General features: G+C 63.0%; 19 protein-coding genes and 1 other annotated feature. Of the genes, 8 read left to right on the forward strand and 11 right to left on the reverse strand.

Translation table 11 applies throughout. The features are described from left to right. Window positions 1-224 precede the first annotated feature (224 nt). The 5 genes from VLI63_RS15205 to VLI63_RS15225 all read right to left on the reverse strand — a co-directional run bounded on the left by VLI63_RS15205 (window position 225) and on the right by VLI63_RS15225 (window position 7,678). On the reverse strand, window positions 225-2,837 hold the full coding sequence (locus VLI63_RS15205) for a CBM35 domain-containing protein (protein ID WP_409157707.1): 2,613 nt from the start codon (window positions 2,835-2,837) through the stop codon (window positions 225-227). 34 nt (window positions 2,838-2,871) lie between these two features. Then, a complete protein-coding gene (locus tag VLI63_RS15210; RefSeq protein ID WP_409157708.1) occupies window positions 2,872-4,512 on the reverse strand; it encodes a hypothetical protein in 1,641 nt (546 codons plus the stop codon). Window positions 4,513-4,551: 39 nt separating this feature from the next. Then, window positions 4,552-5,826 carry an ABC transporter substrate-binding protein gene (locus VLI63_RS15215; protein ID WP_409157709.1) on the reverse strand — a complete coding sequence of 425 codons (1,275 nt, stop codon included), beginning with the start codon at window positions 5,824-5,826 and terminating at the stop codon, window positions 4,552-4,554. 65 nt (window positions 5,827-5,891) lie between these two features. Further along, on the reverse strand, window positions 5,892-6,743 hold the full coding sequence (locus VLI63_RS15220) for a carbohydrate ABC transporter permease (RefSeq protein WP_409157710.1): 852 nt from the start codon (window positions 6,741-6,743) through the stop codon (window positions 5,892-5,894). Beyond that, window positions 6,743-7,678, reverse strand: coding sequence for a carbohydrate ABC transporter permease (locus tag VLI63_RS15225; RefSeq protein WP_409157711.1), 936 nt, complete (start codon window positions 7,676-7,678; stop codon window positions 6,743-6,745). The genes VLI63_RS15220 and VLI63_RS15225 overlap by 1 nt, the downstream gene beginning before the upstream one ends. 144 nt (window positions 7,679-7,822) lie before the next feature. On the opposite strand from VLI63_RS15225, the gene VLI63_RS15230 reads away from it, so the two are divergent. Continuing rightward, window positions 7,823-8,854 (forward strand): LacI family DNA-binding transcriptional regulator, encoded by a 1,032-nt coding sequence (locus VLI63_RS15230; RefSeq protein ID WP_409157712.1) that lies wholly within the window; start codon window positions 7,823-7,825, stop codon window positions 8,852-8,854. 595 nt (window positions 8,855-9,449) lie between these two features. Next, entirely contained in the window at window positions 9,450-10,631 is a 1,182-nt protein-coding gene (locus VLI63_RS15235; RefSeq protein ID WP_409157713.1) for an IS30 family transposase, read from the forward strand. A gap of 272 nt (window positions 10,632-10,903) precedes the next feature. Here the strand turns inward: VLI63_RS15235 and VLI63_RS15240 are convergent, their stop codons facing one another. Then, window positions 10,904-11,506 (reverse strand): hypothetical protein, encoded by a 603-nt coding sequence (locus VLI63_RS15240; RefSeq protein WP_409157714.1) that lies wholly within the window; start codon window positions 11,504-11,506, stop codon window positions 10,904-10,906. 267 nt (window positions 11,507-11,773) lie between these two features. Here VLI63_RS15240 and VLI63_RS15245 point away from each other — a divergent pair, with 267 nt between their 5' ends. Further along, window positions 11,774-12,043, forward strand: a complete 270-nt coding sequence (locus VLI63_RS15245; protein ID WP_409157715.1) for a hypothetical protein — start codon at window positions 11,774-11,776, stop codon at window positions 12,041-12,043. 132 nt (window positions 12,044-12,175) lie between these two features. Here the strand turns inward: VLI63_RS15245 and VLI63_RS15250 are convergent, their stop codons facing one another. After that, the gene (locus VLI63_RS15250) at window positions 12,176-12,925 is read right to left on the reverse strand and encodes an SOS response-associated peptidase (protein ID WP_409157716.1); all 750 of its coding nucleotides are present in this window, start codon (window positions 12,923-12,925) and stop codon (window positions 12,176-12,178) included. A gap of 427 nt (window positions 12,926-13,352) precedes the next feature. On the opposite strand from VLI63_RS15250, the gene VLI63_RS15255 reads away from it, so the two are divergent. The 3 genes from VLI63_RS15255 to VLI63_RS15265 are packed head-to-tail and all read left to right on the forward strand — an operon-like array spanning window position 13,353 to window position 16,770. Next, a complete protein-coding gene (locus VLI63_RS15255; RefSeq protein ID WP_409157717.1) occupies window positions 13,353-14,459 on the forward strand; it encodes a tyrosine-type recombinase/integrase in 1,107 nt (368 codons plus the stop codon). After that, a complete protein-coding gene (locus VLI63_RS15260) occupies window positions 14,456-14,794 on the forward strand; it encodes a helix-turn-helix domain-containing protein (protein WP_409157718.1) in 339 nt (112 codons plus the stop codon). Before VLI63_RS15255 ends, VLI63_RS15260 begins: the two co-directional genes overlap by 4 nt. Then, complete coding sequence (locus VLI63_RS15265) at window positions 14,791-16,770, forward strand: hypothetical protein (RefSeq protein WP_409157719.1); 1,980 nt, start codon at window positions 14,791-14,793, stop codon at window positions 16,768-16,770. Before VLI63_RS15260 ends, VLI63_RS15265 begins: the two co-directional genes overlap by 4 nt. Before the next feature lie 350 nt (window positions 16,771-17,120). Here VLI63_RS15265 and VLI63_RS15270 read toward each other — a convergent pair whose 3' ends face one another. From VLI63_RS15270 to VLI63_RS15280, 3 genes are all read right to left on the reverse strand, one after another. Continuing rightward, complete coding sequence (locus tag VLI63_RS15270) at window positions 17,121-17,390, reverse strand: TetR/AcrR family transcriptional regulator (RefSeq protein WP_409157720.1); 270 nt, start codon at window positions 17,388-17,390, stop codon at window positions 17,121-17,123. Beyond that, entirely contained in the window at window positions 17,383-17,676 is a 294-nt protein-coding gene (locus VLI63_RS15275) for an SOS response-associated peptidase family protein (protein WP_409157721.1), read from the reverse strand. Before VLI63_RS15275 ends, VLI63_RS15270 begins: the two co-directional genes overlap by 8 nt. Window positions 17,677-17,746: 70 nt before the next feature. Next, a complete protein-coding gene (locus VLI63_RS15280; protein WP_409157722.1) occupies window positions 17,747-18,091 on the reverse strand; it encodes a DUF3024 domain-containing protein in 345 nt (114 codons plus the stop codon). A gap of 307 nt (window positions 18,092-18,398) precedes the next feature. Between VLI63_RS15280 and VLI63_RS15285 the strand changes: the two genes are divergently transcribed. Then, entirely contained in the window at window positions 18,399-18,626 is a 228-nt protein-coding gene (locus tag VLI63_RS15285) for a hypothetical protein (RefSeq protein ID WP_409157723.1), read from the forward strand. A 104-nt stretch (window positions 18,627-18,730) separates the two neighbouring features. On the opposite strand, the gene VLI63_RS15290 is transcribed toward VLI63_RS15285, so the two are convergent. Next, window positions 18,731-19,549, reverse strand: a complete 819-nt coding sequence (locus VLI63_RS15290) for an SOS response-associated peptidase (RefSeq protein WP_409157724.1) — start codon at window positions 19,547-19,549, stop codon at window positions 18,731-18,733. On the opposite strand from VLI63_RS15290, the gene VLI63_RS15295 reads away from it, so the two are divergent. Further along, window positions 19,449-20,671, forward strand: a protein-coding gene (locus VLI63_RS15295; protein ID WP_409157725.1) for an IS3 family transposase whose coding sequence is annotated in 2 segments (ribosomal slippage) — window positions 19,449-19,728 and window positions 19,728-20,671 — 1,224 coding nt in all. Because the reading frame shifts where the segments join, the coding sequence is not laid out codon by codon here. The two genes, VLI63_RS15290 and VLI63_RS15295, sit on opposite strands and share 101 nt — an antisense overlap. Next, window positions 19,727-19,840: a sequence feature (AL1L pseudoknot), on the forward strand. Its footprint overlaps the gene before it by 114 nt. Window positions 20,672-21,023: the final 352 nt, after the last annotated feature.

Raw genomic sequence — 21,023 nt, forward strand, 5'->3', positions numbered from 1 at the left:
AACGGCTAGCTGCAGCTCTGGCTCGGAGCTGAACCGGCGCAATAATTCGCCATCGCGCGCCCGAAAGCTCTATTTCCGGGTCCCCAGTGGGAGCCGACGAGACGCCTCGTAACACATGCGATCCAAGACGTTCCCGCCTCTATTCGCGCCGCCGAGTAACCGCAGAACACCGCCACTAACCGATCAACTCCACAGCGAAGTGTTCAGCATCGTTGCAAACGATGTCACTGCCTCCACAGCTGGAACCCGTCGTACGACGACCACTGACCGGAGGACGCCTTCGAGTACGCACCGAGCTGGAGCGTGCCGTTGGTCACGACGATGCCGCTGATCGAGATGCGCCGCCACTGCGGGAAGCCGAGCCCAGGGGTGCGAGCGGTCAACTCGGGCACGCTCGATCCGTAGCCCTTCGCCGAGAGGAATGCCTGGGTCTGCCCGCCGCCGCCGGTGGCCCAGGCCGTGAGCGTGTACGTGCCGTTGGTCAGACCGGTAAGCGTCTGGCCCGAATACACCTCGTAAGTGGCCGCCTTGTACTGGGTCAGCCGGTTCGTTCCCTCGAATCCGCCCGTCTCGACGAAGTCGGCGTCGGCGTCGGTGCCCGCGGTACCCGGCCACGTGGTCCAGTTGGCGGGTGTCTGCGCCACCCCGGCGGTCTCGAAACCGGCGTTGCCGACGGCGATGTCGGTTATTGCGCCGTAGACGGGCGTCGGCGCTGTGGACAGCGTCAGGGCGTCCAGTTCGACGAATCCGCCGTTGGCCGGTCTAGTGAGACGGATCGTGTTTGTCCCGGCCGCGAGCACTACCGGTACGTTCACGATGTTGCGGGAGAACGTGCCCCAGGCGGGCGTTCGCGGGAAGGGCACGGTGGCCTTGCTCGCGCCGTTCACTGCCATCGCAAGCGTACTGGTGCCCGTCGTCGCGTTGGCAAAGTTGATCGCCGCGCGATACTCGCCGGCCGCAGGCGCGGTCACTGTGAACAACACGTAGTTGCCTGTGTCGTCGAGTCCGCCGACATAGCTGCCACCGGACGCGCTCGTCGCGGTGCGGATGTCGCCCCCGCTGATCGAAGCGGCCTCTGCCTGGTAGACCGTCGCGCTGGGCGTCGAGATCTGCTGAACGCTGAGATCGTCGATGGCGCCGAATCCGTCCGGTCCAGACGGCATGTAGAGGCCGACCTCGGCTGTAGATCCCGTAGGTGTGAACTCGATGGATCGGTTAACCCACTGCTTGCCGGAGTTTGCGTAGGAGCCAACCACGCTGGCATCCAACTCGGATCCGCCGAAGTTGCTCGCGTAGAGGGCGGCCACCTGGTCGCTCTGTATGAACGCGCTGACGCGATAAGTGGCCCCGGCTTGGAGCCCCCTTAGCTGGGTCGAGAGTCGGGCCTGGTCGATGGCCGAGTCGGTGACGACGGTTCCCTTCCATGCGCCGGACAACGCCGTGCCGTTGCTCTCGGCGAACACGTTGGGAGAGCCGGTGTCGGGCGCCGACGTCCACGCCGTCCAGCCGGCAAGAGTGCCCTGCTCGAAGTCGTAGTTGTCGACGAGGACCGTCTTCTCGGGCAGCACTGTTTGCGCGTTGACGTAGAAGTTCGTCGAGTCCTGCGATCCGCCGTTGGCTACGATCTGTGCTGCGGCATTGCTTCGGTAGAGCGCGGCGATCGAGTCCCAGGACTGGCTCGTTGGATAACCGGACTTGATATTCGGCGGGAAGCCGGTCGTTAGGTCATTGATATATCGACCCGCGCCATTCTGGTAGATCTTGTCCTTAAATGGCTGGGGCGTGCCCGCCATGCCTTTGATGATGCCCATCAAGCCGGCAACTCCCGACGCGGTGCAGTCCGCATCGTTGCCGATCAGCGAGGCGATCTTGAGCGTGGTCAGATAGTCATTGTTGCCGTAGAGGATCGACAGGATCATCGAGCCATTGTTGCGGTCGGGGATCGCCTGCACGTTGTCCTGGCCGTAGACGTTGCGCACGAAGGAGAGCAGCTGACCCTGCGCCCAGCGCCAGTCGGTCGTGTTCTGATTGTGGAGCGCGACGGCCTTCTGGTAGATCTGGTAGGGCCAGCTGTTCCTGGGCAGCACGACGGACGCGTCCGCGAGCACCGTACGCGCGTCGGTGGCGAAGTAGCCGAGCGAGTACATGGTGCCGTACAGCTTGGCCCACGTGATCGAGTCGAACTCGGTGGTGACCGACGCGAACTTGCCCGTCAGGTCCCGGGCGGTCGAAGGCATTCCGGGGGCGACCATGCCAACGGTGTCGTTCTCGATGTAGCCCTCCGTCAGCCAGTAATACTGGTCGTATTCGGCTTGGCCCGTGAAGGGCGGGAGGTAGCCCGCATTGCGCATCAGGTCGTTCGCCACGCCTCCCGGACCCCAGTCGCCGATGTTGTGGGCCACCCACTCGTCCTTGATGTCCTGATAGCTGACATTCGGCCCGTGATCGCCCAGGATGAGCTGGTCGAAGAAATCGATGTGATAGTCATCGTCACTTCCGACCTCGTTGCTGGCGAAGTTGGGCAGCCCGACGCGGTCATAGCCCGGGTAGCCGTTGGGGGTCCAGCAGCTGGCCGGCGCGTCGCCCGAGTACGGTCCGGAGGCCGGCGAGAAGCAGGCGTCGGTCGGGTACGGATTTTCGCTCGCATACTCGTAGCCCGACGTCACACCACCGACCTGCCCAAGGATGCCCGCGAGCGTCTTGTCGAGATAGCTCGCCTTCGAGATCGTAAGCGTGGCCGCGTGCGCCGGTGGCGCGACCTCCGACACGGTGACTATTCCTGCTACCCCGATCGCGACAACTGCCGCGATCGCCCAGGCGGGTCGATATTTCACCATTGAGAACTCCTCGTTGAGATCGGTGGGTGGATTGTCAGAACGTGCGGGCGGACTCGGACTCGAGATACAGCTCGGCGTACTCGCGGGCGTCGCTGATGATCTGCGAGACGCGATCGGGGGCGAGTGCGAGGGTGTCCTCGACTACGCCCATCGTCGGGATCACGCCGCGCCGTACCGGCAGGCGCCACGCGGACACATACCCGGCTTCGTGGACGCCGGATGAGCCGTGCGCCGGGTCTCCGAGGCAGACGTGCCCGAAGGAGCGGTTCGTACGGGTGAAGAGCTGATCGTCGGGCAGGTCGTGGTACACGGGCACCGTGTCATGGTGCCCCGTCTGCACGAGCGGGATGATGCTGCTGAGGGCGTCGAACCAGGCCTCGCCCGCGATGAGGTGGCCGGGGATCGCGCGGAGGATATCCCCCGCCAAGCTTCGCAGTCCCTCGGTGGTGTCGCCGTTCGGGTCGTTAGAGTGCATGGCGGTGATGTCGAGGAAGGTCGCGTCGAAGCCGAAACGTTCGTGGAGCGATCCGATCTGCTCGACCAGGTGCGCACGCCAGGGCGCGAAAGCGGGGTTGATCATTGCGCCGGACCCGTGGTCGTAGTGGCGGGAGCCGTCCCAGTCGACCGATCCGGCGTCCATGAGCCCGCTCGCCCGGCGCACGATGCCCGGCTCGCCCCAACGCTCGAAGCCGGGCACGTCGCGAGAGGCGATGTTGGCGCCGAACATCGGCATGACGTGCACGCCGAGCTCGCGGGACTCGTCGACGAGGCGGCGGAATCCTTCTTCGCCGCCGAGCGCGGGATCGACGTCGTATCTTCCGTACCACCGGTAGTAACGCCCCTCCCAGCCGGGGAGGTAGGCGAGCACACGGGATCCATCGATCTGCCGGGCGACCTGGCGGATGACGTCCAGCATTGCGCTGTAGTCGAGGAAGGTGCGGCCGGTGAAGTGCTTGCCGTGCAGGGTGAGCACGAGCGACTTCTCGCGCATCCACTCGGGCACGTCGCTGCGATGCTCCCACGTGTCGGTGGGGTAGGCGCGGGCGATGTGCTCCCGGTGCTCGGTCACGAAGGCCGCGACATCCCGGGGCGGCTCGATTACCCATCCCGGAGCGTCGAACGCGGCCGACGGATGTGTGGCGTCCGCCTCCACGAGTAGGTCGACGTCCATGATCGCCGCATCGTCGAAGTGGGGGATAAAGGCGAACGTCTTGGGTCGCGGTTGCCCGTCGATGGAGCGCACGGCGAGGGCGTCTCCGATGATGAATGAGGGGCTCGACAGGTCGAACCAGCCGTTTGGGTACGAGAGGATGCGGCCAGTAGGCGGCACCTCGAGTGCATCCTCACGCACCCCCGAGACTGCCGAGGTCGGAAGGTCGTGAACGGTGACACCGATGCTGCGGATGCCGTCGGCGTGCTCGCCGCTGACCTCCACCCGTACCCCGCGCGCCGTGGGTGTGATGGACGCACGAAGGGTGCCGGGCGCCGTGGCCTGCCCGCCCGCCCAGGAGAGACCCCGCGCGTCCACCACCATCGAGCCGTCGGCGCTCACCTCGACGCTGGTGAGCGCCGGGTCGATGCCGTACACGTTCTCGAAGGTGTGGAGTCGGAAGCTGAGCTCGCCGATCGCCGTGCTGTAGCGCGGGTGCGGCCAGCGGAAGCTGAGGTCCATCATGAGGTCTCTCCTGTAACGGGGGTGGTCGGGGCCGGTGGGCTAGTTCTTCAGTCGGTCGTCGAACGCGCTCTTGGTGGACGCGATGGCGCCGTCACCCTGGCCTTCGAATACCCATGAGCGGATGAACTGCAGGAACGGACCGGTCGAGTCGATGAAGACCGAGTTGTACTTGGCCGTTTTCGGCACCTCGGCCACCGAGATCAGCTTGTTCGCGGTGACCCGGCGCGGCTCTGCCGCGGTGACGGGGTTGTCGACGAGGTCGGAGCGCACGACGAGCGATCCGGCCTTGGCGACGATGTTCGTCTGCGCGCTCTTGGACATGCTCCACTGGATGAACTGCCACGCGGTGCCCTTGTTCTTGGCGTTGGTCGGGATCCCGACGACGTCACCACCGAGGAAGGCGGAGGTCTTGCCCTTCGCGCCGGGAATGCCGGTCACGTCGAAGTCGGGGCCTCCCTTGGCACCGTAGATGCCGATGCCGAAGCTCCCGAGCGCGACCATGCCAATTTTGTTCGATTGGAATGCGGTGATCCAGGTGGCGCCGTTCTCGTCTTTCGCCGTCGGCGGCATGAGTTTCTCGTCCCACATCGACTTGAGAAGGTTCATTGATTTGGCGACGGCCGGGTCATCCAGCGTCGCGGCGGTGCCAGCTTTGTTGAGGATGTCGCCCCCGTCGGCCCAGATGAACGGGAGCGTCGTGTATGCGTTGCAGCCCGCGCAGTTGCCGGCGAAGTAGAAGCCGTAGGTGTCGGTGCCGAGGGCTGTCACCTTGCGGGCGTCGGCCAGGATCTCGGCCGAACTTGTGGGCGGTCCATCGATGCCGGCCGCCTTGAACAGCGTTGGGTTGTAGTAGAGAAGTGAGACGTCGAGCTGGTGGGGGACGCCGTATATCTTGCCCTTGCTGCTGGCGATGTCCACCGCGGCGGGGGCGAGCTCCTTCTCATAGGAGAGGCCCTTTACCTTGGACGTGATGTCGGAGAGCAGGCCCTGGGTCACGAGCGCTTGGGCGTTCGCGATGTCGACGACGGCGATGTCCGGGGTATCGCCGGACTGTACGCCCTGCACGAACTTCTGCACGTACTGCGCATCGGGAATCGCGACGAGCGAGATCTTCTGCTTGGGGTGATCCTTGTTCCACTGGGCCACGAGCGACTTGTCGAGCGGGGCATCGTTGGCGCGCACCCACAGGGTGGCAGGTCCCGTGCCCTCGGTGGCCGTCGGGGTGGCTGAGCTTGCACAGGCCGACAGCGCCAGCGCTGTTGTCGCCAGCAGGCCGACTACGGCGAGACGGCGGGACGCTTTCCTGGAATTCATGAGGTGCCTTTCGTTGAGTGGGTGCTCTTCTCTGAGCGTGGATGTGATGCGGACGGTGTGACGGGTCACTCTTTGACCGCCCCGGCGGTGAGGCCGGCGACGTAATAACGCTGAAGCAGGAGAAAGACGATGATGCAGGGCACCGCGGAGACGATCGCGCCGGACTCGAGAACGCCCCAATCCAGGGTCCCGAACGCTCCCGACTGCAGGTTCGCGAGGGCGACGGGAAGCGTGAACGACTCCTGCCGGGTGGTGAAAATGAGCGCCGCGAGGAACTCGTTCCATGCGTTGAAGAAGGCGTAGATCGCGACCGTGGCGATGCCGGGCACGACCATTGGGGCCATGACCGACCGCAGCGTCGTGAACGTGCTTGCTCCGTCCATGATCGCGGCCTCCTCGATCCCGAGCGGGATCGCCTGGAAGGCGGCGCGCATAGTGAAGACACCGAAGGGAAGCACGAAGCTCGTGTATACGAGCACAAGACCGAGGATCGTGTTGGTGAGGTGTGCACCGCTGAGGATCGCGTAGAGCGCTGGGATGATCGACTGGAACGGGATCATCAGTGTGCTTAGCAGCAGTACGAAGAGCACGCTGCTTCCGGGGAAACGGAACCGGGAGAATCCGTACCCGGCCAGCACGCTCAGTACCGTGGCGAGCAGCACTGTGCCTATGGACGCGCCGATGCTGTTGAGCACGTACCCCCAGATGCCGGCATCCGCCAGCGACTGGTAGTTCTCGGTGCTGAACGAGTGCGGCAGGAAGGTGGGCGGCACCTGGGCGAATTCGGCGGAGGTCTTGAATGAGCTGAGAAACAACCACGCCAGTGGCGAGATGAACAAGATGGCGAGGATGCCGGCGCAGATATAGAACGTCGCCGAGCGGAAGAATCCGCGGCTTATCGAGCGCGTACGGGCCATCAGTCGTTCCCCCGTCTCAGTACGCGGAACTGCAGGATGGTGAGTAGCAGCAGGATGACCATGAGGATCACCGAGAGTGCTGAGGCGTAGCCGAGGTCGAAGTCGATGAAGCCAGCCCGGTAGATCAGGTAGACGACCGTCACAGTCGAACTGTCCGGGCCGCCCTGCGTGAGGATGAAGAACTGGTCGAAGGCGAGGTAGCTGCTGATCACGGTAAGGATGAGTACCAACGCGATGGTCGGGCGCAGCAGCGGGATGGTCACGCCGAAGAGCTTCGTCCACCATCCGGCACCGTCAAGCTCTGCGGCCTCGTACAGGTCGCTCGGGATGGCGTTCATGCCCGACATGAGCAGGAGCATCGTGAGCCCGACCGTCTTCCAGACCACCATGATGATGACCACGGTGAGAGCGAGTCCGAAGTTGCCGAACCACGAGATGGGGGCGTGGATGAGGCCGAGCCGGGTGAGCACGTCGTTCACCACACCGATGCGCCCGTCAAGGATCCAGAGGGTCACGTAGCTGGCGGTAGCGAAACCGATCACCACCGGCACCACGAAGATCGTGCGGAAGACGGGAATGCCGCGGCGCTTGGACGACACGAGAAGCGCGAGGCCGAATCCGACGACGAATAGCACGACCGTGACGATGACCGTGTAGAGCGTCGTAAATCCGAGGGCCTTGAGCAGCGAGGCGTCGGTGAAAGCGCGCGCATAGTTGGCGACGCCGATGAAGCTGAGGTTGCCGAGAAGGGAGTACTTGAAGAACGAGACGACGATCGTCCAGATGGTCGGCGCCACGAACAGCACAGCGACGAGTGCGATGGCCGGGAGCACGTAGAGCACTCCCGCAAGTTGACGCTGCCGAAGCGGCCCACCCCGACGGCGCGGCACGCGACTTCGCGTTCCTGCGCCCGGGGGCAGTGGCACCGTCGCCATCAGAATCGTATCCTTCGAATAAATTACGAAATCGTTCCCGTAAGGTCGTGAATAGAGTTACTCACAAACGATGGCACAATGTCAAATAACGATTTCGTAATTCCGTTCTCCACGTTGCTATCACCAACCGAATCGAGGTCGATCGTGGCTACTAAGCCAGAGGCTGTCGACGCCCGCATCACCCTGAAAGACGTAGCCCAGCGGGTCGGCGTCGCGGTATCCACGGTGTCGAAGGTGGTCAACGACCGTCCGGATGTCGGTCCCGAGGTCAGGCAACGGGTGCTCGAGGCCATCGAGTCCATGGGATTCCGCCCCAACACGGTCGCGCGGGGGTTGCGCACCCATCGCAGCGACACGATCGCCATCGTCACGGACGACCTTGAAGGCGTCTTCACCAACGCGATGATGCGCGGGGTGGAAGAAGCGGCCTGGACCGCGGGCATGGGTGTTCTGCTCTGCAACACCTACGGCGACCCGGAACGGGAGCGCTCACAGCTCACCCGGCTCCTCGACAAGCAGGTGGACGCGCTCATCTTCATGTCGGGCAACCGGGTCGGCGCGCGCCCGAATCCCTCGGTGCACATCCCTGGCAGTGTGCCGGTCGTGTACCTCTACGAATACGGCGACCCCACGATCCCCTCCGTGCTCCCCGACGACGAGGGCGGCGCGCGCCTTGCCGTCGACCACCTGGTCTCGAACGGCGCCAGTAGGATCGCGTTCCTCAACGGACCGCCGGCGTGGGAGGCTACGCGCGATCGCCTGCGCGGATACCGCCGTGCGCTGGAGGCCGCGGGGATCATGTTCGACCAGACCCTCGTGCGGTCGTCACTGACCTGGCAGCCGGAGGACGCATACTCCGAGATGGTGGAGCTGCTTCGAACGGCTTCGCCCCTCGATGCCGTCTTCTGCGGCAGTGACGACCTGGCAACCGGTGCGCTCGCCGCGCTCGTCGACGCGGACGTGCACGTGCCCGACCAACTCCAGGTCATCGGCTTCGACGATCGCTCGCTGGCGGTGCACCAGCGACCGCCCCTCACCACAGTCGCGCTGCCGCTGATCGAAATGGGGCGAACCGCGGGGGAACTGGTGCTCGCCTCCATCCGCGGTGAGGCCGTCGAACCCGGAATCCGACTGATCCCGTGCGATCTGAAAGTGCGTGGGTCGACGCGCGACTGAGCTGCCGTCGAGCAACTTCAAGTGAGGGCGAGGCGCTCGCCCAGCACAGAGACATGTCAACGCGGTGACCCTCGCCGGTTGGCGATGGTTAGACGAAATTAGTCGCGCACCCAGCAGCGCCGGTAGACCTGTATGTTGTCCCTGCCCTTTAAAGGGTGAGATGTCATCTTCTCCGCGCCATCGATCATGCGGGAGCTGCTGAGCATGAGTGACGACGGCTTCGATGTAGCCGTACCGACGCTGGAACAATCGCTCCAATACTTCCGCAATGAGCACCTCGACGTTCCCAGCTACCTTGTCCTCACCGAGGGCGGGTAGACCGTCAACATCACAGTGGGAACCCCGAGACAGACGGGAATGCTGCGATCGATTATGCAGAGGCCCGAAAGGCATAGAGGGTCTGTGGCAGTGTCGGTTCGTGCGACGGGTGGATCTAGCACGCTGACGGCCCGAAGCTGAGCTTGCGCAACAATTTGCCGGCGCGCGCTCGAAATCGTTGTGCAAGCGACAAGAGCCCGAGCCGACGAGACGTCTCGTAACCCTAGGGCGGTCTCAGCCGGTCGTCGCAACACCTCATCGATATGGAGTGTTGCGCATGCCTGCAAGCCAGGTTCAGAAGGATCGTCAGTCTCGTTTCTGGGAATTGATCATCGAGGGACTTTCGTCGTCGACAGCGTGTGAGGCTCTCGGGGTGGACCGAAGCCAGGGGTATCGATGGATCAAAGCAGCGAGCGGACGAATACCGGTCCCGGAGCGACCGAGGTCGGGTCGTTACCTCGAGCAGGATGACCGGCTGCGGATCGCTGACCTGCGCATCACTGGCGCTGGTGTGAGGGAAATCGCCCGCGAGCTCGGCCGGTCTCCGTCGACGATCTCGCGGGAGTTGCGCCGAAATAGTCGCCCGAACATCGGTGCCTACCGGCCCTATGCAGCGCAGAAACGGTGTGACGAGCGGGCGCGTCGACCGAAGTCGTGGCGGCTCGATGATCCGGTCTTGGCGGCCGCGGTCGAAGAGCGGCTGGTGAAGAATTGGAGTCCTGAACAGATCAGCGACGACCTCGCCCGATCGTTCCCTGACCGGCCGGAGATGCAGGTGACCCACGAGACGATCTATCAGAGCTTGTTCGTTCAGGGCCGCGGGCACCCGCGCGCTGACCTCTACAAACACGTCCGCACCGGGCGTGCTGCCCGGCGTCCGCGGGCTCAGCGGTTCAACCCGAAGGGAAAGATTCGCGACAAGATCCTGATCAGCGAACGCCCTGCCGAAGCCGCCGACCGAGCCATTCCCGGGCATTGGGAAAGAGACCTCATCATCGGGTCAGCGTCAGGCTCGGCGATCGGAACTCTCGTCGAGCGAACAACCCGCTACGTGATGCTCGTGCACCTGCCTAACGGCCACAGCGCCGAGAACGTCCGCGACGGCCTCGTCGCCACGATCGCGACTCTGCCTACACATCTGCGCCGGTCGTTTACCTGGGACCAGGGCACCGAGATGGCCCGACACCGCGACGTCACCCTTGCCCCCGACATGGCGATCTACTTCTGCGACCCACACTCGCCCTGGCAACGCGGATCCAACGAGAATACGAATGGCCTGCTGAGGCAATATTTCCCGAAGGGCACTGACCTCAACGCTCTCGGCCCGGAACGCCTTCTCGAGGTCGCTACCGAACTCAACCAGCGACCCCGGAAAACCCTCGATGGAACCACCCCCGCCGCCGCTCTCGAGAAGCTACTCTCGAACCCACCAGAACCACCTGTTGCGACGACCGCCTGAGACCACCCATGCGATCCAAGACAGATCTGATGCCGACCGCGACACCGAGCGATCACAGAACACCGCTACTTACCGATCAACTCCACTGCTGAAGACCCCGGGAAAAACGGGGGTCAGCTTTGCCGGCGAAGACCTGGTGATAAACGATCGTTTATGACTTTCCGGTAGACGATCACTCATTGGGGCACTGCGTCAGGAAACTGTGGATGCTCTGCCGGACGGTCCGACGCGCACTCGGAGAGGTTGGTATTTGCTCGCATAGGGCATGTGAGTCAGTGTCGATACTGTCCGAGTGTGCCGGTCCTGACTGGCATGAATCGGGAGAAGTCGTTCAGGTCGTCCAAAGTGATGAACTCGTCTGCGCTTTCGTAGGCGAGGACCGGGTTTCTCGCTGTCGACGACCACAGTACGTAGGCATGATCCGGAACTCCCCGTTTGACTGCCGGGTAGGCCGCAGCTGTGACCGACGGTTGGACGTCAAGACTGCTTTCGTACTGCAAATGAACTCGAGCCACCAGCAGCGCGGCGCGGCCAAACTCGCTCAGATCGAACACGACCCGTTGCTTATCGCCGCCGATCAGCCCCCTGTTGCCCAGGCTGAGAACCGCGCGGCTTTGGTCAACTGTCGGGTGGTCAAGGATTGCAATTGACCAACCAACCCGTTGAGGCCACTGCTTCTCCCGTGTGCCTACGTCCCCGACACGAGACTCCTCGAAGGATGGCAGTTCCCAAGGCCGTGTGGCAGTCAAGCCGAGGATCTGCGCACGCGACAAATCTTTCAGGGGCGGGTACTGAGCGATTCGTTTTGGGATCCGCACGCCGGACAGGCTCGCGGCGACTCGTCCGGTTTGGTGGTAATGCAGCTTGGGTCGCACAGATACCTCCGAGTACGAGCCTCGGTCCGGTACGACGTTTGCTTGCAGTTCTCCGTACCGCCATCGTGCGCCCTGCACTTCTACGGGCGCGACGATCACGCCGCCGTCGGTGGCGAATACGAGTGTCCCGAAGGGTACGAAACAGCCTCGGGGGGACCACATACCTAGCCGGACACCCTTTCGTAGGGGCTTCATCTGGTGCTCAGGCATGGGAGGAGTTTACGATCCAAGCCCGAGGTCCCGACTAGTGGTCCCTAGGCTCAATGCATGGACGACGACGAGCTGCCCGACCTCGACAACATGACCGAGGCCGAAAAATCGGACTGGGCAATGAGTGTTCTCGACTCCTCGCCCCCGAACCTCGTTCGACAAGAAATCCTCGACAGGGGCGTGATCGAACCGGCGCTCGACCTCTTGAGAAAACGGGCCTACTCGGATGATCCCGAGATACGGGCAGATGCGCGGAGAGCCATAGCGGAGAGCAGCCTCGGCCTGTTGCTCTCTGAGGATCCGAACGACGAAGGAACGACACCGTAGCCACTCGCGGCGGCTTTCACAAACAAGGAATACCCGCGACCGAGGTTCCGGGATCCCGACGTCACCCCGAAATCGTTTCTGGCCTCGCACGGACGTCCCGCCAAGCGCTCGGTAGCGATCAGTTTCGGTCGATCAGGTTTCCGTGCTGAGCCAGTCCTCGGTCCCCTCGAGTGCCATGACGGGTTCGATGAGAGCTGGACCGTTGCCCCGAAACGGTATCGGTGCGACTTCGTACACCTCAAGCGCATTTGCGACAGGCAGGGCGGCCGTCACAGCGGCGTCGACCAGCTCCTGCGTGCCCTCGACAGCAGGATCTAACCACTGGTCCCACCACTCTTCGGGGAGCATTACCGGGTTGCGGTCGTGGATGTGAAGTAGCTCGTCGACCGCGCCGGAGGTCAGGATCGTTGCGGTGAGCGTCCACGCGTTCGGATCCTCATCGGTTACGGTGTGGTCTCTCCACCAGGAGTACAACCCGGCGAGCATCAGCTGTTCGCCGGCCGGATGGTGGATGAAGTGCGGCACTTTCGTCCCATCCGCGAAGGTCTGCCATTCGAAATACCCAGTCGCCGGCACCAGGGCGCGATGTGCTTTCAGCGGCCCTTTCCAGGTCGCTTTCGAGGCGAGATCTTCGGAACGCGCATTGAAGGTGGGGTACTTCAGCTTGAGGGTCTTTGACCAGGTGGGCACCAGTGACCAGCGGGCCGGCTCGAGCCGCCGCACCACCTCGGCACCGCCTTTCGCGGCCTCGAGCAGCACGGGGATCGTTTGGGTCGGGGCGAGGTTGTAGGACGGACGCCAGTTGCGGAAATCGCCGCCCTCGGCGACGAACTCGGTGATGAGCTCGTCGGTCTCTTTCGTCATAGCGAATCTGCCACACATGGTTACGACCGTACCGGCCTGCACGTGCGGTGGCTAGGCACTCCCCCGCCGCTCCACAGCAGACGCCCATACCCACACCTCGCGCGGTGTTCCGTTATACATCGTCCAGCGGATCTTCACGGCACGATCGGTCCAGGCGATCAACCATGTCCTATTGCATTAGATGCAACGCGCTGTTTCTATGGATCCTGCTTAGCGACTTGCAGTGGGGTCGAAGTTCCTGTGGCATTTATAAGCGGCTATTGACGGGCATGCGTACCGTCGCTGAGAGGACGGGGCTCGATTGCCGCGAATTCGGGGAGCATGAGTGTGCTTGTGTCGCGCATCGAGGACTATCCAGCTCCGATCCGGCGAACGTCGAAGGCGGCCGAGAACGTCTATTGAGTCATCTATTGCAACTTTCTTGCTTAAAGTTTACGCTCAGGGTGTGAGCAATGCTGCACTTCCGGGATCTGCACAGCTTGCTCTTGTTCCCGGCGTCCAGCATCTCGACGAGCACGATGCGGTCTGGCGGGGGATGTTGGAGGGCTGGGCGCGTCAGCAACGTAGCCGCGGCGTTGGGTCGTCGACCATCGAATCGAGCGTCCGGATGGTCAGTCGCTTCTGCGACTTCGCCGGGTCCTATCCATGGCAGTGGATGGCGGCGGATGTTGAGGAGTTCACGGTCCAGCTGATGTCGGGCACGTCCCGTATGGCTCCAAGCACTATCCGGCGATATCACGGGGCGATTTGTGCGTTCTGCGGGATGGTCACCGACAATCGGTACGGTTGGGTGTTTGAGTGCGAGAAGCGCTTCGGGGAGGGCCCTCATCAAATCTGCCATGAGTCGAACACACTCGCGCACCTGGCGGAGTACGAGGGGAAACCGGGTCGGCGCCCGTTCACGTTCGATGAGATTCAGCATCTGTTCGACGCTGCCGACGAAGAGGTTGCACGGACTGCGGGACTCCGGACGAAAGGCGCGGTGAGTGCACTTCGCGATGCCTACATGGTGCGAGTGACCTATGCGTACGGGCTTCGTCGGGGCGAGCTAGTGATGCTGGAGCCGGTCGACCTTCACCACAATCCCGCGGCCGCGGCATACGGTCAATTTGGTTCGCTGCACGTCCGATTCGCGAAGGGCTCTCGGGGGACCGGACCAAAGCGGCGGACGGTTCTGACCGTGCCGGAGCTCGACTGGGTCGTCACCTCTCTCCAGGAGTGGCTCATCTATCGCCAGGACGCCGGCATCGAGGATTCTGCACTGTGGCCGTCCGAGCGCGGAGGCAAGATGGGTTTGGGCTACTGGGACCGTCGTTTCAGCCATATCCGCGAGGTCGCAGGGCTCGACGTCCATCTGACGCCGCATTCGCTCCGCCACTCCTACGTCACGCATCTCACCGAGTTCGGTTACCCGATGGAGTTCCTCCGTCAACAACTCGGACACGTGTTCGCGGCGACCACACAGACATACGCCGGCGTCTCTGACGACTTCCGCCAACGTCTCATCCTGAAGTCCCTGTCCCGCATCAACCAGATGGGATCTCCAACATGACCACCACGATCAATATCAGCTGGCATCTCCGTACCCTCCTCGCGGAGCACGGTATCTACCAAACCACCCACGTCGTCCCCCTGCTGAAAGAGCACGGCGTGCACCTCTCGCGCGAGCAGGTCTATCGCCTGGTCACCCAGACGCCGCAGCGCCTCAACATGGAGGTGCTTGCAGCTCTGTGTTCAATCCTTAGCTGCACCCCGAACGACCTCATCACACTCGCGGCCGAGGAAGCAGCCTCGCCCCGACGCGCAGCGACCAACGGAAAGCGGTCGACTGTTCCTCCCCCACAGCCGCCCACCAAAACCACCCTGCGACGTCCTGGCAATCAATGAGCGAGAGCTCCGCGGAAAGCATCTCGCGTCTCACCGCGGTGTTGTCCGCTCAACTTCACGACCTTGGTGAGATCGGCGTCGACGAGAGCTTTGTGACGACCGCAATTGAATCGATGCGCGGCCGACCGAAGCTGGACCGACTGGCCCGAGAGGCAGAGGCGCACCCGAGCTTTGTAACCAGCCCGACCGTCGACTTGCCCGCCATGTTGCAGCGACTGAACGTCGCTCTCACCGCTTCCGGCGCCCGCCTGCCCCGATGCCAGACGTGCGGCTTCGAGCGACTGCTGCTGCGTTCTTCCAGTTCTGGCCTTTTTGTCTGCCGCTCGTGTCGGACCCACGAAACTGTTGAGGACTGCGCGCGGTGCCGCCGCCGCCGGTCTATCGCCGCTGTGATCGACAACGAGCGTCTCTGCGCGCCATGTGCGCGACTCCATCCCTCGAGGCAGACGGTCTGTATCGAATGCGGCAAGTTAGCTGCGCCGGCGGTCCGTACCCCGGAGGGTGGGATCTGCACCGCGTGCTACTGCCCGCCTCGCGAGATTTGCGGAGACTGCGGCGGACTGGAGCCGGTGACCGCTCGCATCGGCGCCTCCCCGCGGTGCTCCCGATGTTGGATGCGCACCAAGCGCACGGCATCGATCTGCCCCCGGTGCCAGCAGCTCCGAATCGTCACCTACCACGACGCCAACGCGCCCAAAATGCTCGTCTGCGCGCGCTGCTCAGGGCGAGGCCTGCGAAACGCCTGCGAGCAATGCGGGCGCGAGGACCTGACCTACGGACGCCGGTGCCAGATCTGCGAACTCACCCACCGCCTCACCAGCCTGTTTGAACCTGCCCACCCGCTTCAACTCGCCTGGACACGCCAGTTCCAGGCGAGCCTGCTCACGGTCATCACGCCCTCGAGTGCCCTCCGATGGCTGAGTAAGCCCGGCGGCGGAGAGCACCTTCGCCGCCTCTCACAGCTGGACCGGGTCATCGCACACGACGATCTTGATGACCTCGGCGACCGCCGCACCGCCGAGCATCTCCGAGCCTGCCTACGAACAGTCAGGTCGCTCGATGAGCGGGACGAGCAACTCGCTCTGCTCGAGCGCCGAATCGCCCTGTTCCTCGCCGCAGACCAGACACCAGACGCTCCCGCCCTTCGCGCCTACATGAACTGGGAAGTTCTCCCCCGATTACGGAAACGATCGAGCCGCTCCGAGCTGACCGCGAGCACGACGCGCCACACCCTCAGCCGCATGCGGGATCTCCACAAATTTCATCAATGGCTCGGAACTGAAGCCACCGACCTCGGCGACGCCACCCAAACACTCGTCGAGCGATTCATTAATAGCAACCCGACCCCCTGGCTCGCCGGTTACCTGAACTGGGCCCGCAGAACCCGTCGATGCGGCAACGTCGACGTTCCCGCCCACCGACACGGCACGCCGAACATCACCATGTCTGAAGCGGAACGATGGGACCGAGTCAACCAGCTGCTCACCTCACCCGATGGCGGTATCTCGGCACGTGTCGCTGGCCTATTCGTACTGCTCTACGGACAGCAACTCAGCAAACTCGTTCTACTCAGCAAAGGCGCCATCCATACCCTCCCAGACGGACACACGGAAGTTGCCCTGGGCACGCATCCAGTCCCGCTGCCGCGTCCGCTCATCCCGCTTCTCAAAGAGCTTCTCGGAGGCACTGATAGCAGTGCCTCCTCGGTCACCCGACCATGGCTTTTTCCCGGAAAGCACCCCGGAACGCACGCAACCGTTGGCGCACTCTCGCACCAGTTGACCAAGCTCGGCGTCAATGCGACACATGCACGAAACGCCGCACTCATCACCCTCGCGAGAGACCTTCCCACCCCCGTGCTCGCCGGCGCAGCCGGCATCGCACCAAACACCGCATCCAGCTGGGCCGAGCTCGCAGGCGAACAATTTCAGACCTACCCAGCAGCCCGCCAGACAACCAGTCCAGATTCGCAATAGTCCACTCCGCAATACTCCACTGCGCCGATAGCTTCACAACCCGGTCGGATAACGGCCTCATGGAAGCGAACATACGCACGCACGGCAATCGGAGCAGCTGCCTCGGTCACCGGATGGTGTGGAAGGTCAAGCTCAGCGTCGGTGAGCCCCACAGGGCGTGGACGCACTACAGCTTCTTCTATCTGCCGCTCGATACCACCGCCGTGGCGCTTGTTGTCTCCCATCGATTTAGTAGAACACATATTCGAATGTGTGAGCGTGCGGGCGCACAAACGCCCCCAGCCGGGGGAGAGAATGGCTGAGGGCGTGGCTTGTGAGACCTATCACCGTCGGTAGGTCGCGGCGGTGGGCTATTCGGGTGGCATCGCGGCGTCTTGCCGCTCGGGCCAGACGTGCTCGAGGATCGCGGTGCGGTCATCGAAGTATCGGTACAGAGTGCCGATCGACACATCCGCACCTCTGGCAACCTGCGCGGTAGTGAACCTGTCTCGGCCGATTTCCGGATCCCGGAGCAGCTGCCTGGCAGCAGCCTCAATCCGTTCGAGAGTTGCCCGAGAACGCCCCTGTTGTGGAGGATTGCGAATCAAACCGTTCCCAATGAGGTGCGTCGTATCAGTCATATCTTGTTCCTACTCTCAGGCCCGAACCGACGCTACTGCCCGGTGTCATCCTGGGTGACGCGCCGTACCTAGGCCGCCGCGCGGTCGATATCAACAGTGACCAGCGGGCCGGCTCGAGCCGCCGGACGACGTCGGCACTGCCTCTCGCGGACTCGAGCAGCACGGGGATCGTTTGGGCAGGGGCGATGTTGTAGAACGGACGCCAGTCGCGGAAATCGCCGCCCTGGGCCACGAACTCCGTTATGAGCTCGTCGGTCTCTTTCGTCATAGCGAATCTGCCACACATGTGTACGACCGTACCGGGACACCCACCCCGAGATGTGCGTTCAGACTGCTCTGAGAGTGCTGGTGGCCGGTTATCCCCAGAAGATAGCTGTCGGATCCCGCTCCACCTCCGACAACAGGTCCTCGATAGTTGCTGTCGCCGGCACTAAATCGTAGAGATGGAAACGTAGGTGCCGGTCGCGCCAGAACAGTTCCCACAGGCCCGTCGTTTTCGTGAACCGGATCCGGGCGATCGGAAACCGAGACCACTCAGAGCCGGCCTCCTCGTCCTGCCAGGGTGGTCGGCATTCCATGATCGTGAGATGACGGTCGGCAACGTCCACCTCAACCCGGATCTCATCCCGAACATGCTCCGGCACCCTCGTCCGGCACCACCGTTGCACCCGAGCAACATCCATTTCCGGTAACCCCGTCATGACAACCACTCTGCAGCCCACCACTCGCAGCCCACCGAACTGTGGACCGCTCCCCCGGAAGTGGAGGCTCCGATTCGACCAGGCATCACCTTGACCGTCCACGCAGCCCTCCGACCCGTAGGTGCTTCTATGGTCCCTCCCCCGGTGATTGATCATCTTCACGTGCTCGCTGCGACGAAATGGCTCATCGAGCATTGATTCGAATATGTGTTCGAATATGTGTTCGAATGGCTGAGCGCGGGAACAGCAGGAAAGGAGTGCGTCCATCAGAACGAGTAAGCGGTATGCGGCTCACTACGACCGTCTGATGGGACAGAACATTCTCAAACGGATCGCCGCCACCTCCGGCCCGCTGCAGTCCCTAACTCGCGCCGAACTGGCACTGGATACCGAGACGGTCACCCGGGATCCTCAACCCAAACCAGTGACCGCGTGGGTACGGTTCGGTGCAACACCTGCACAAGTCGATGCTGAGGCGTGCAGCTGGACGACGACCGCCGTGTCGATCAGATTAACGATCGCCGGCACCGAATAAAAAGTCTGAGTATGGGGATCAGCCGTACAACCACAAGGCCCACCCCGACCTAATCTCATGCTGATCTGACCTACCGGCCAGAATCAGGACTGCTCACCGCCGCGTCACGACGGTCGCGTGCTCACGGCTGCGACATCACTGCTGTGATATGTGTGCTCTACGGACCTCGCGCCCGTCGTGAGGCTCAACAACGCACCCCCAGCCGGAAGGGAGGAGGCGACAGGAAGCGCAGCGGCCACTGCCGCGTCGACGAGCTCCTGAGTTCCCGCAACGGTCGGGTCAAGCCACTGGTCCCACCATTCCTCCGGGAGCATGACCTGGTTTCGGTCGTGGATATGCAGAAACTCGTCTACCGCACCGGCGGTCAGGATCGTAGTGGTGAGCGTCCACTCGTTCGGATCATCGTCGCTGACGGTGTGGTCTTTCCACCAGGAATACAAACCTGCGAACATCAGCGGTTCGCCGGCCGGATTATGGATGAAGTGTGGGACTTTCTTCCCGTGCGAAAAAGTCTGCCACTCGAAATACCGAGACGCTGGCACCAGGGCGCGATGTGTTTTCAGCGGACCCTTCCAGGTAGTTTTGGAGGCGAGATCCTCCGACCGTGCATTGAAGGTGGGGTACTTAACTTTGAGAGCCTTCGACCAGCCCGGCACGAGTGACCAGCGTGCCGGCTCCAACCGTCGCACCACCGTGTCATCGTCGCCTTTCACGGCTTGGATCAGTACGGGGATCGTGTCAGTGGGGGCGATGTTGTAGGACGGTCTGAATTGCCCCGGGTTTAATGGAGGTTCTTGATTCCCCGAAAGTGGATGAGGACCAATGGCAGTACAACGTAGGTATCCGGAAGAGCTTCGCCAGCGTGCGGTTCGTCTTGTGCTTGATGCACGTGATGATGCCGGTGGCCGTCGTGGGGTGTGCACGAGGGTCGGGCAGCAGCTCGGTGTCCCGCCGGACACGCTTCGCGGTTGGGTTCAACGAGCCGAGATCAACGAAGGGGCACGGCCCGGGACGACGACCGATGAGCATGTCCGGCTGGTCGCGTTGGAGCGGGAGAACCGTGAGCTTCGACGGGCGAATGCGATTTTGAAAGCGGCGTCGGCTTTCTTCACGGCGGAGCTCGACCGCCCACTGAGCAGATGATCCAGTTCATTGACGATCACAAGGACGAGTTTGGGGTCGAGCCGGTCTGCAGGCACCTGCCGATCGCCCCGCAAACGTATTACGCGGCGAAGGGCCGGCCGCCGTCGAGGCGAGCCTTCTCGGACGACATCATGACCGAGAAGATCCACCAGATCCATACGGTCAACTATGGGGTCTACGGGGTTCGGAAAGTTCATGCCGAGCTGCGTCGGAACGGCGACCAGGTCGCCCGTTGCACCGTCGAACGCCTGATGAAGAGGGAGGGCCTTCGCGGTATCCGTCGGGCCAGAGGACCCCGCACAACAATTCCGGGGCCGTTGGCGGATCGGCCTGCGGACTTGGTCGACCGCCGGTTCACGGCGACCGCCCCGGACTGCCTCTGGGTCGCCGACATCACCTATATTCGGACGTTCTCCGGATGGGTTTACGCCGCCTTCGTCATCGATGTGTTCGCCCGTCGTGTCGTCGGCTGGCAACTATCGACTAGCCTGCACACCGATCTGGCCCTCGACGCGTTGGAGATGGGGATCTGGACTCGCCGGCGAGCAGGCCGGGACCTCTCTCAACTCATTCACCACAGCGACCGCGGAGTTCAATATCGAGCCATTCGTTACACCGACCGTCTCGCCGAAGCCGAGGCTGTCGCCTCGGTCGGATCCAAAGGTGACAGCTACGATAACGCCCTCGCTGAAGCGTTCAACTCGCTCTTCAAAGCCGAACTGATCCGCAACAAAGGACCCTGGCGAGGCATCAACGATGTCGAGATCGTGACGGCCGAATACATCGACTGGTTCAACCACCGCAGGCTCCACGGCGAGATCGGCCACCGACCACCCATCGAGGTTGAGAACGAATTCCTAAACAGCACCACCCCGTCCATCACACAGATGGAACGGGTCTAACCGACCCTCCACCAAACCCGGGGCTTGACAGTCGCCAATCACGGAAATCCCCGCCCTCGGCCACGAAGTCGGTGATGAGCTGATCAGTCTCCTGGGTCATCGCATAACGGCCACACATGTGTACGACCGTACCGGGACAGCCGCCCCGAGACCATGCGTTCAGACTGCTCGTCGCCGGTTATCCCCAGAAGATGGCGGTCTGACTCTGTCGGTGTTCTTTGATCCGCGCGCGGGGAAGAAGGATCAGGCTGATGGGTCCGAAGCAGATGAACTTGATTCCGTTCCAGAGGCCGAGGGGGACGAGCAGATTGAGCCACCCGGGCCTGCCGAGTTGGACTACTGGGGTGAGTGC

The organism is Lacisediminihabitans sp. H27-G8, from assembly GCF_046156175.1.
Lineage (GTDB): Bacteria > Actinomycetota > Actinomycetes > Actinomycetales > Microbacteriaceae > Lacisediminihabitans.

Excerpts from the sequence above, each read along its gene's own strand:
- VLI63_RS15285 (WP_409157723.1), top strand. The coding sequence starts at position 18,399 with ATGGGACAGAACATTCTCAAACGGATCGCCGCCACCTCCGGCCCGCTG.
- VLI63_RS15275 (WP_409157721.1), bottom strand. The coding sequence starts at position 17,676 with ATGTGTGGCAGATTCGCTATGACGAAAGAGACCGACGAGCTCATAACG.
- VLI63_RS15250 (WP_409157716.1), bottom strand. The coding sequence starts at position 12,925 with ATGTGTGGCAGATTCGCTATGACGAAAGAGACCGACGAGCTCATCACC.
- VLI63_RS15260 (WP_409157718.1), top strand. The coding sequence starts at position 14,456 with ATGACCACCACGATCAATATCAGCTGGCATCTCCGTACCCTCCTCGCG.
- VLI63_RS15220 (WP_409157710.1), bottom strand. The coding sequence starts at position 6,743 with ATGGCCCGTACGCGCTCGATAAGCCGCGGATTCTTCCGCTCGGCGACG.
- VLI63_RS15205 (WP_409157707.1), bottom strand. The coding sequence starts at position 2,837 with ATGGTGAAATATCGACCCGCCTGGGCGATCGCGGCAGTTGTCGCGATC.
- VLI63_RS15270 (WP_409157720.1), bottom strand. The coding sequence starts at position 17,390 with ATGACTGATACGACGCACCTCATTGGGAACGGTTTGATTCGCAATCCT.
- VLI63_RS15215 (WP_409157709.1), bottom strand. The coding sequence starts at position 5,826 with ATGAATTCCAGGAAAGCGTCCCGCCGTCTCGCCGTAGTCGGCCTGCTG.
- VLI63_RS15225 (WP_409157711.1), bottom strand. The coding sequence starts at position 7,678 with ATGGCGACGGTGCCACTGCCCCCGGGCGCAGGAACGCGAAGTCGCGTG.
- VLI63_RS15265 (WP_409157719.1), top strand. The coding sequence starts at position 14,791 with ATGAGCGAGAGCTCCGCGGAAAGCATCTCGCGTCTCACCGCGGTGTTG.
- VLI63_RS15245 (WP_409157715.1), top strand. The coding sequence starts at position 11,774 with ATGGACGACGACGAGCTGCCCGACCTCGACAACATGACCGAGGCCGAA.
- VLI63_RS15210 (WP_409157708.1), bottom strand. The coding sequence starts at position 4,512 with ATGATGGACCTCAGCTTCCGCTGGCCGCACCCGCGCTACAGCACGGCG.
- VLI63_RS15235 (WP_409157713.1), top strand. The coding sequence starts at position 9,450 with ATGCCTGCAAGCCAGGTTCAGAAGGATCGTCAGTCTCGTTTCTGGGAA.
- VLI63_RS15280 (WP_409157722.1), bottom strand. The coding sequence starts at position 18,091 with ATGACGGGGTTACCGGAAATGGATGTTGCTCGGGTGCAACGGTGGTGC.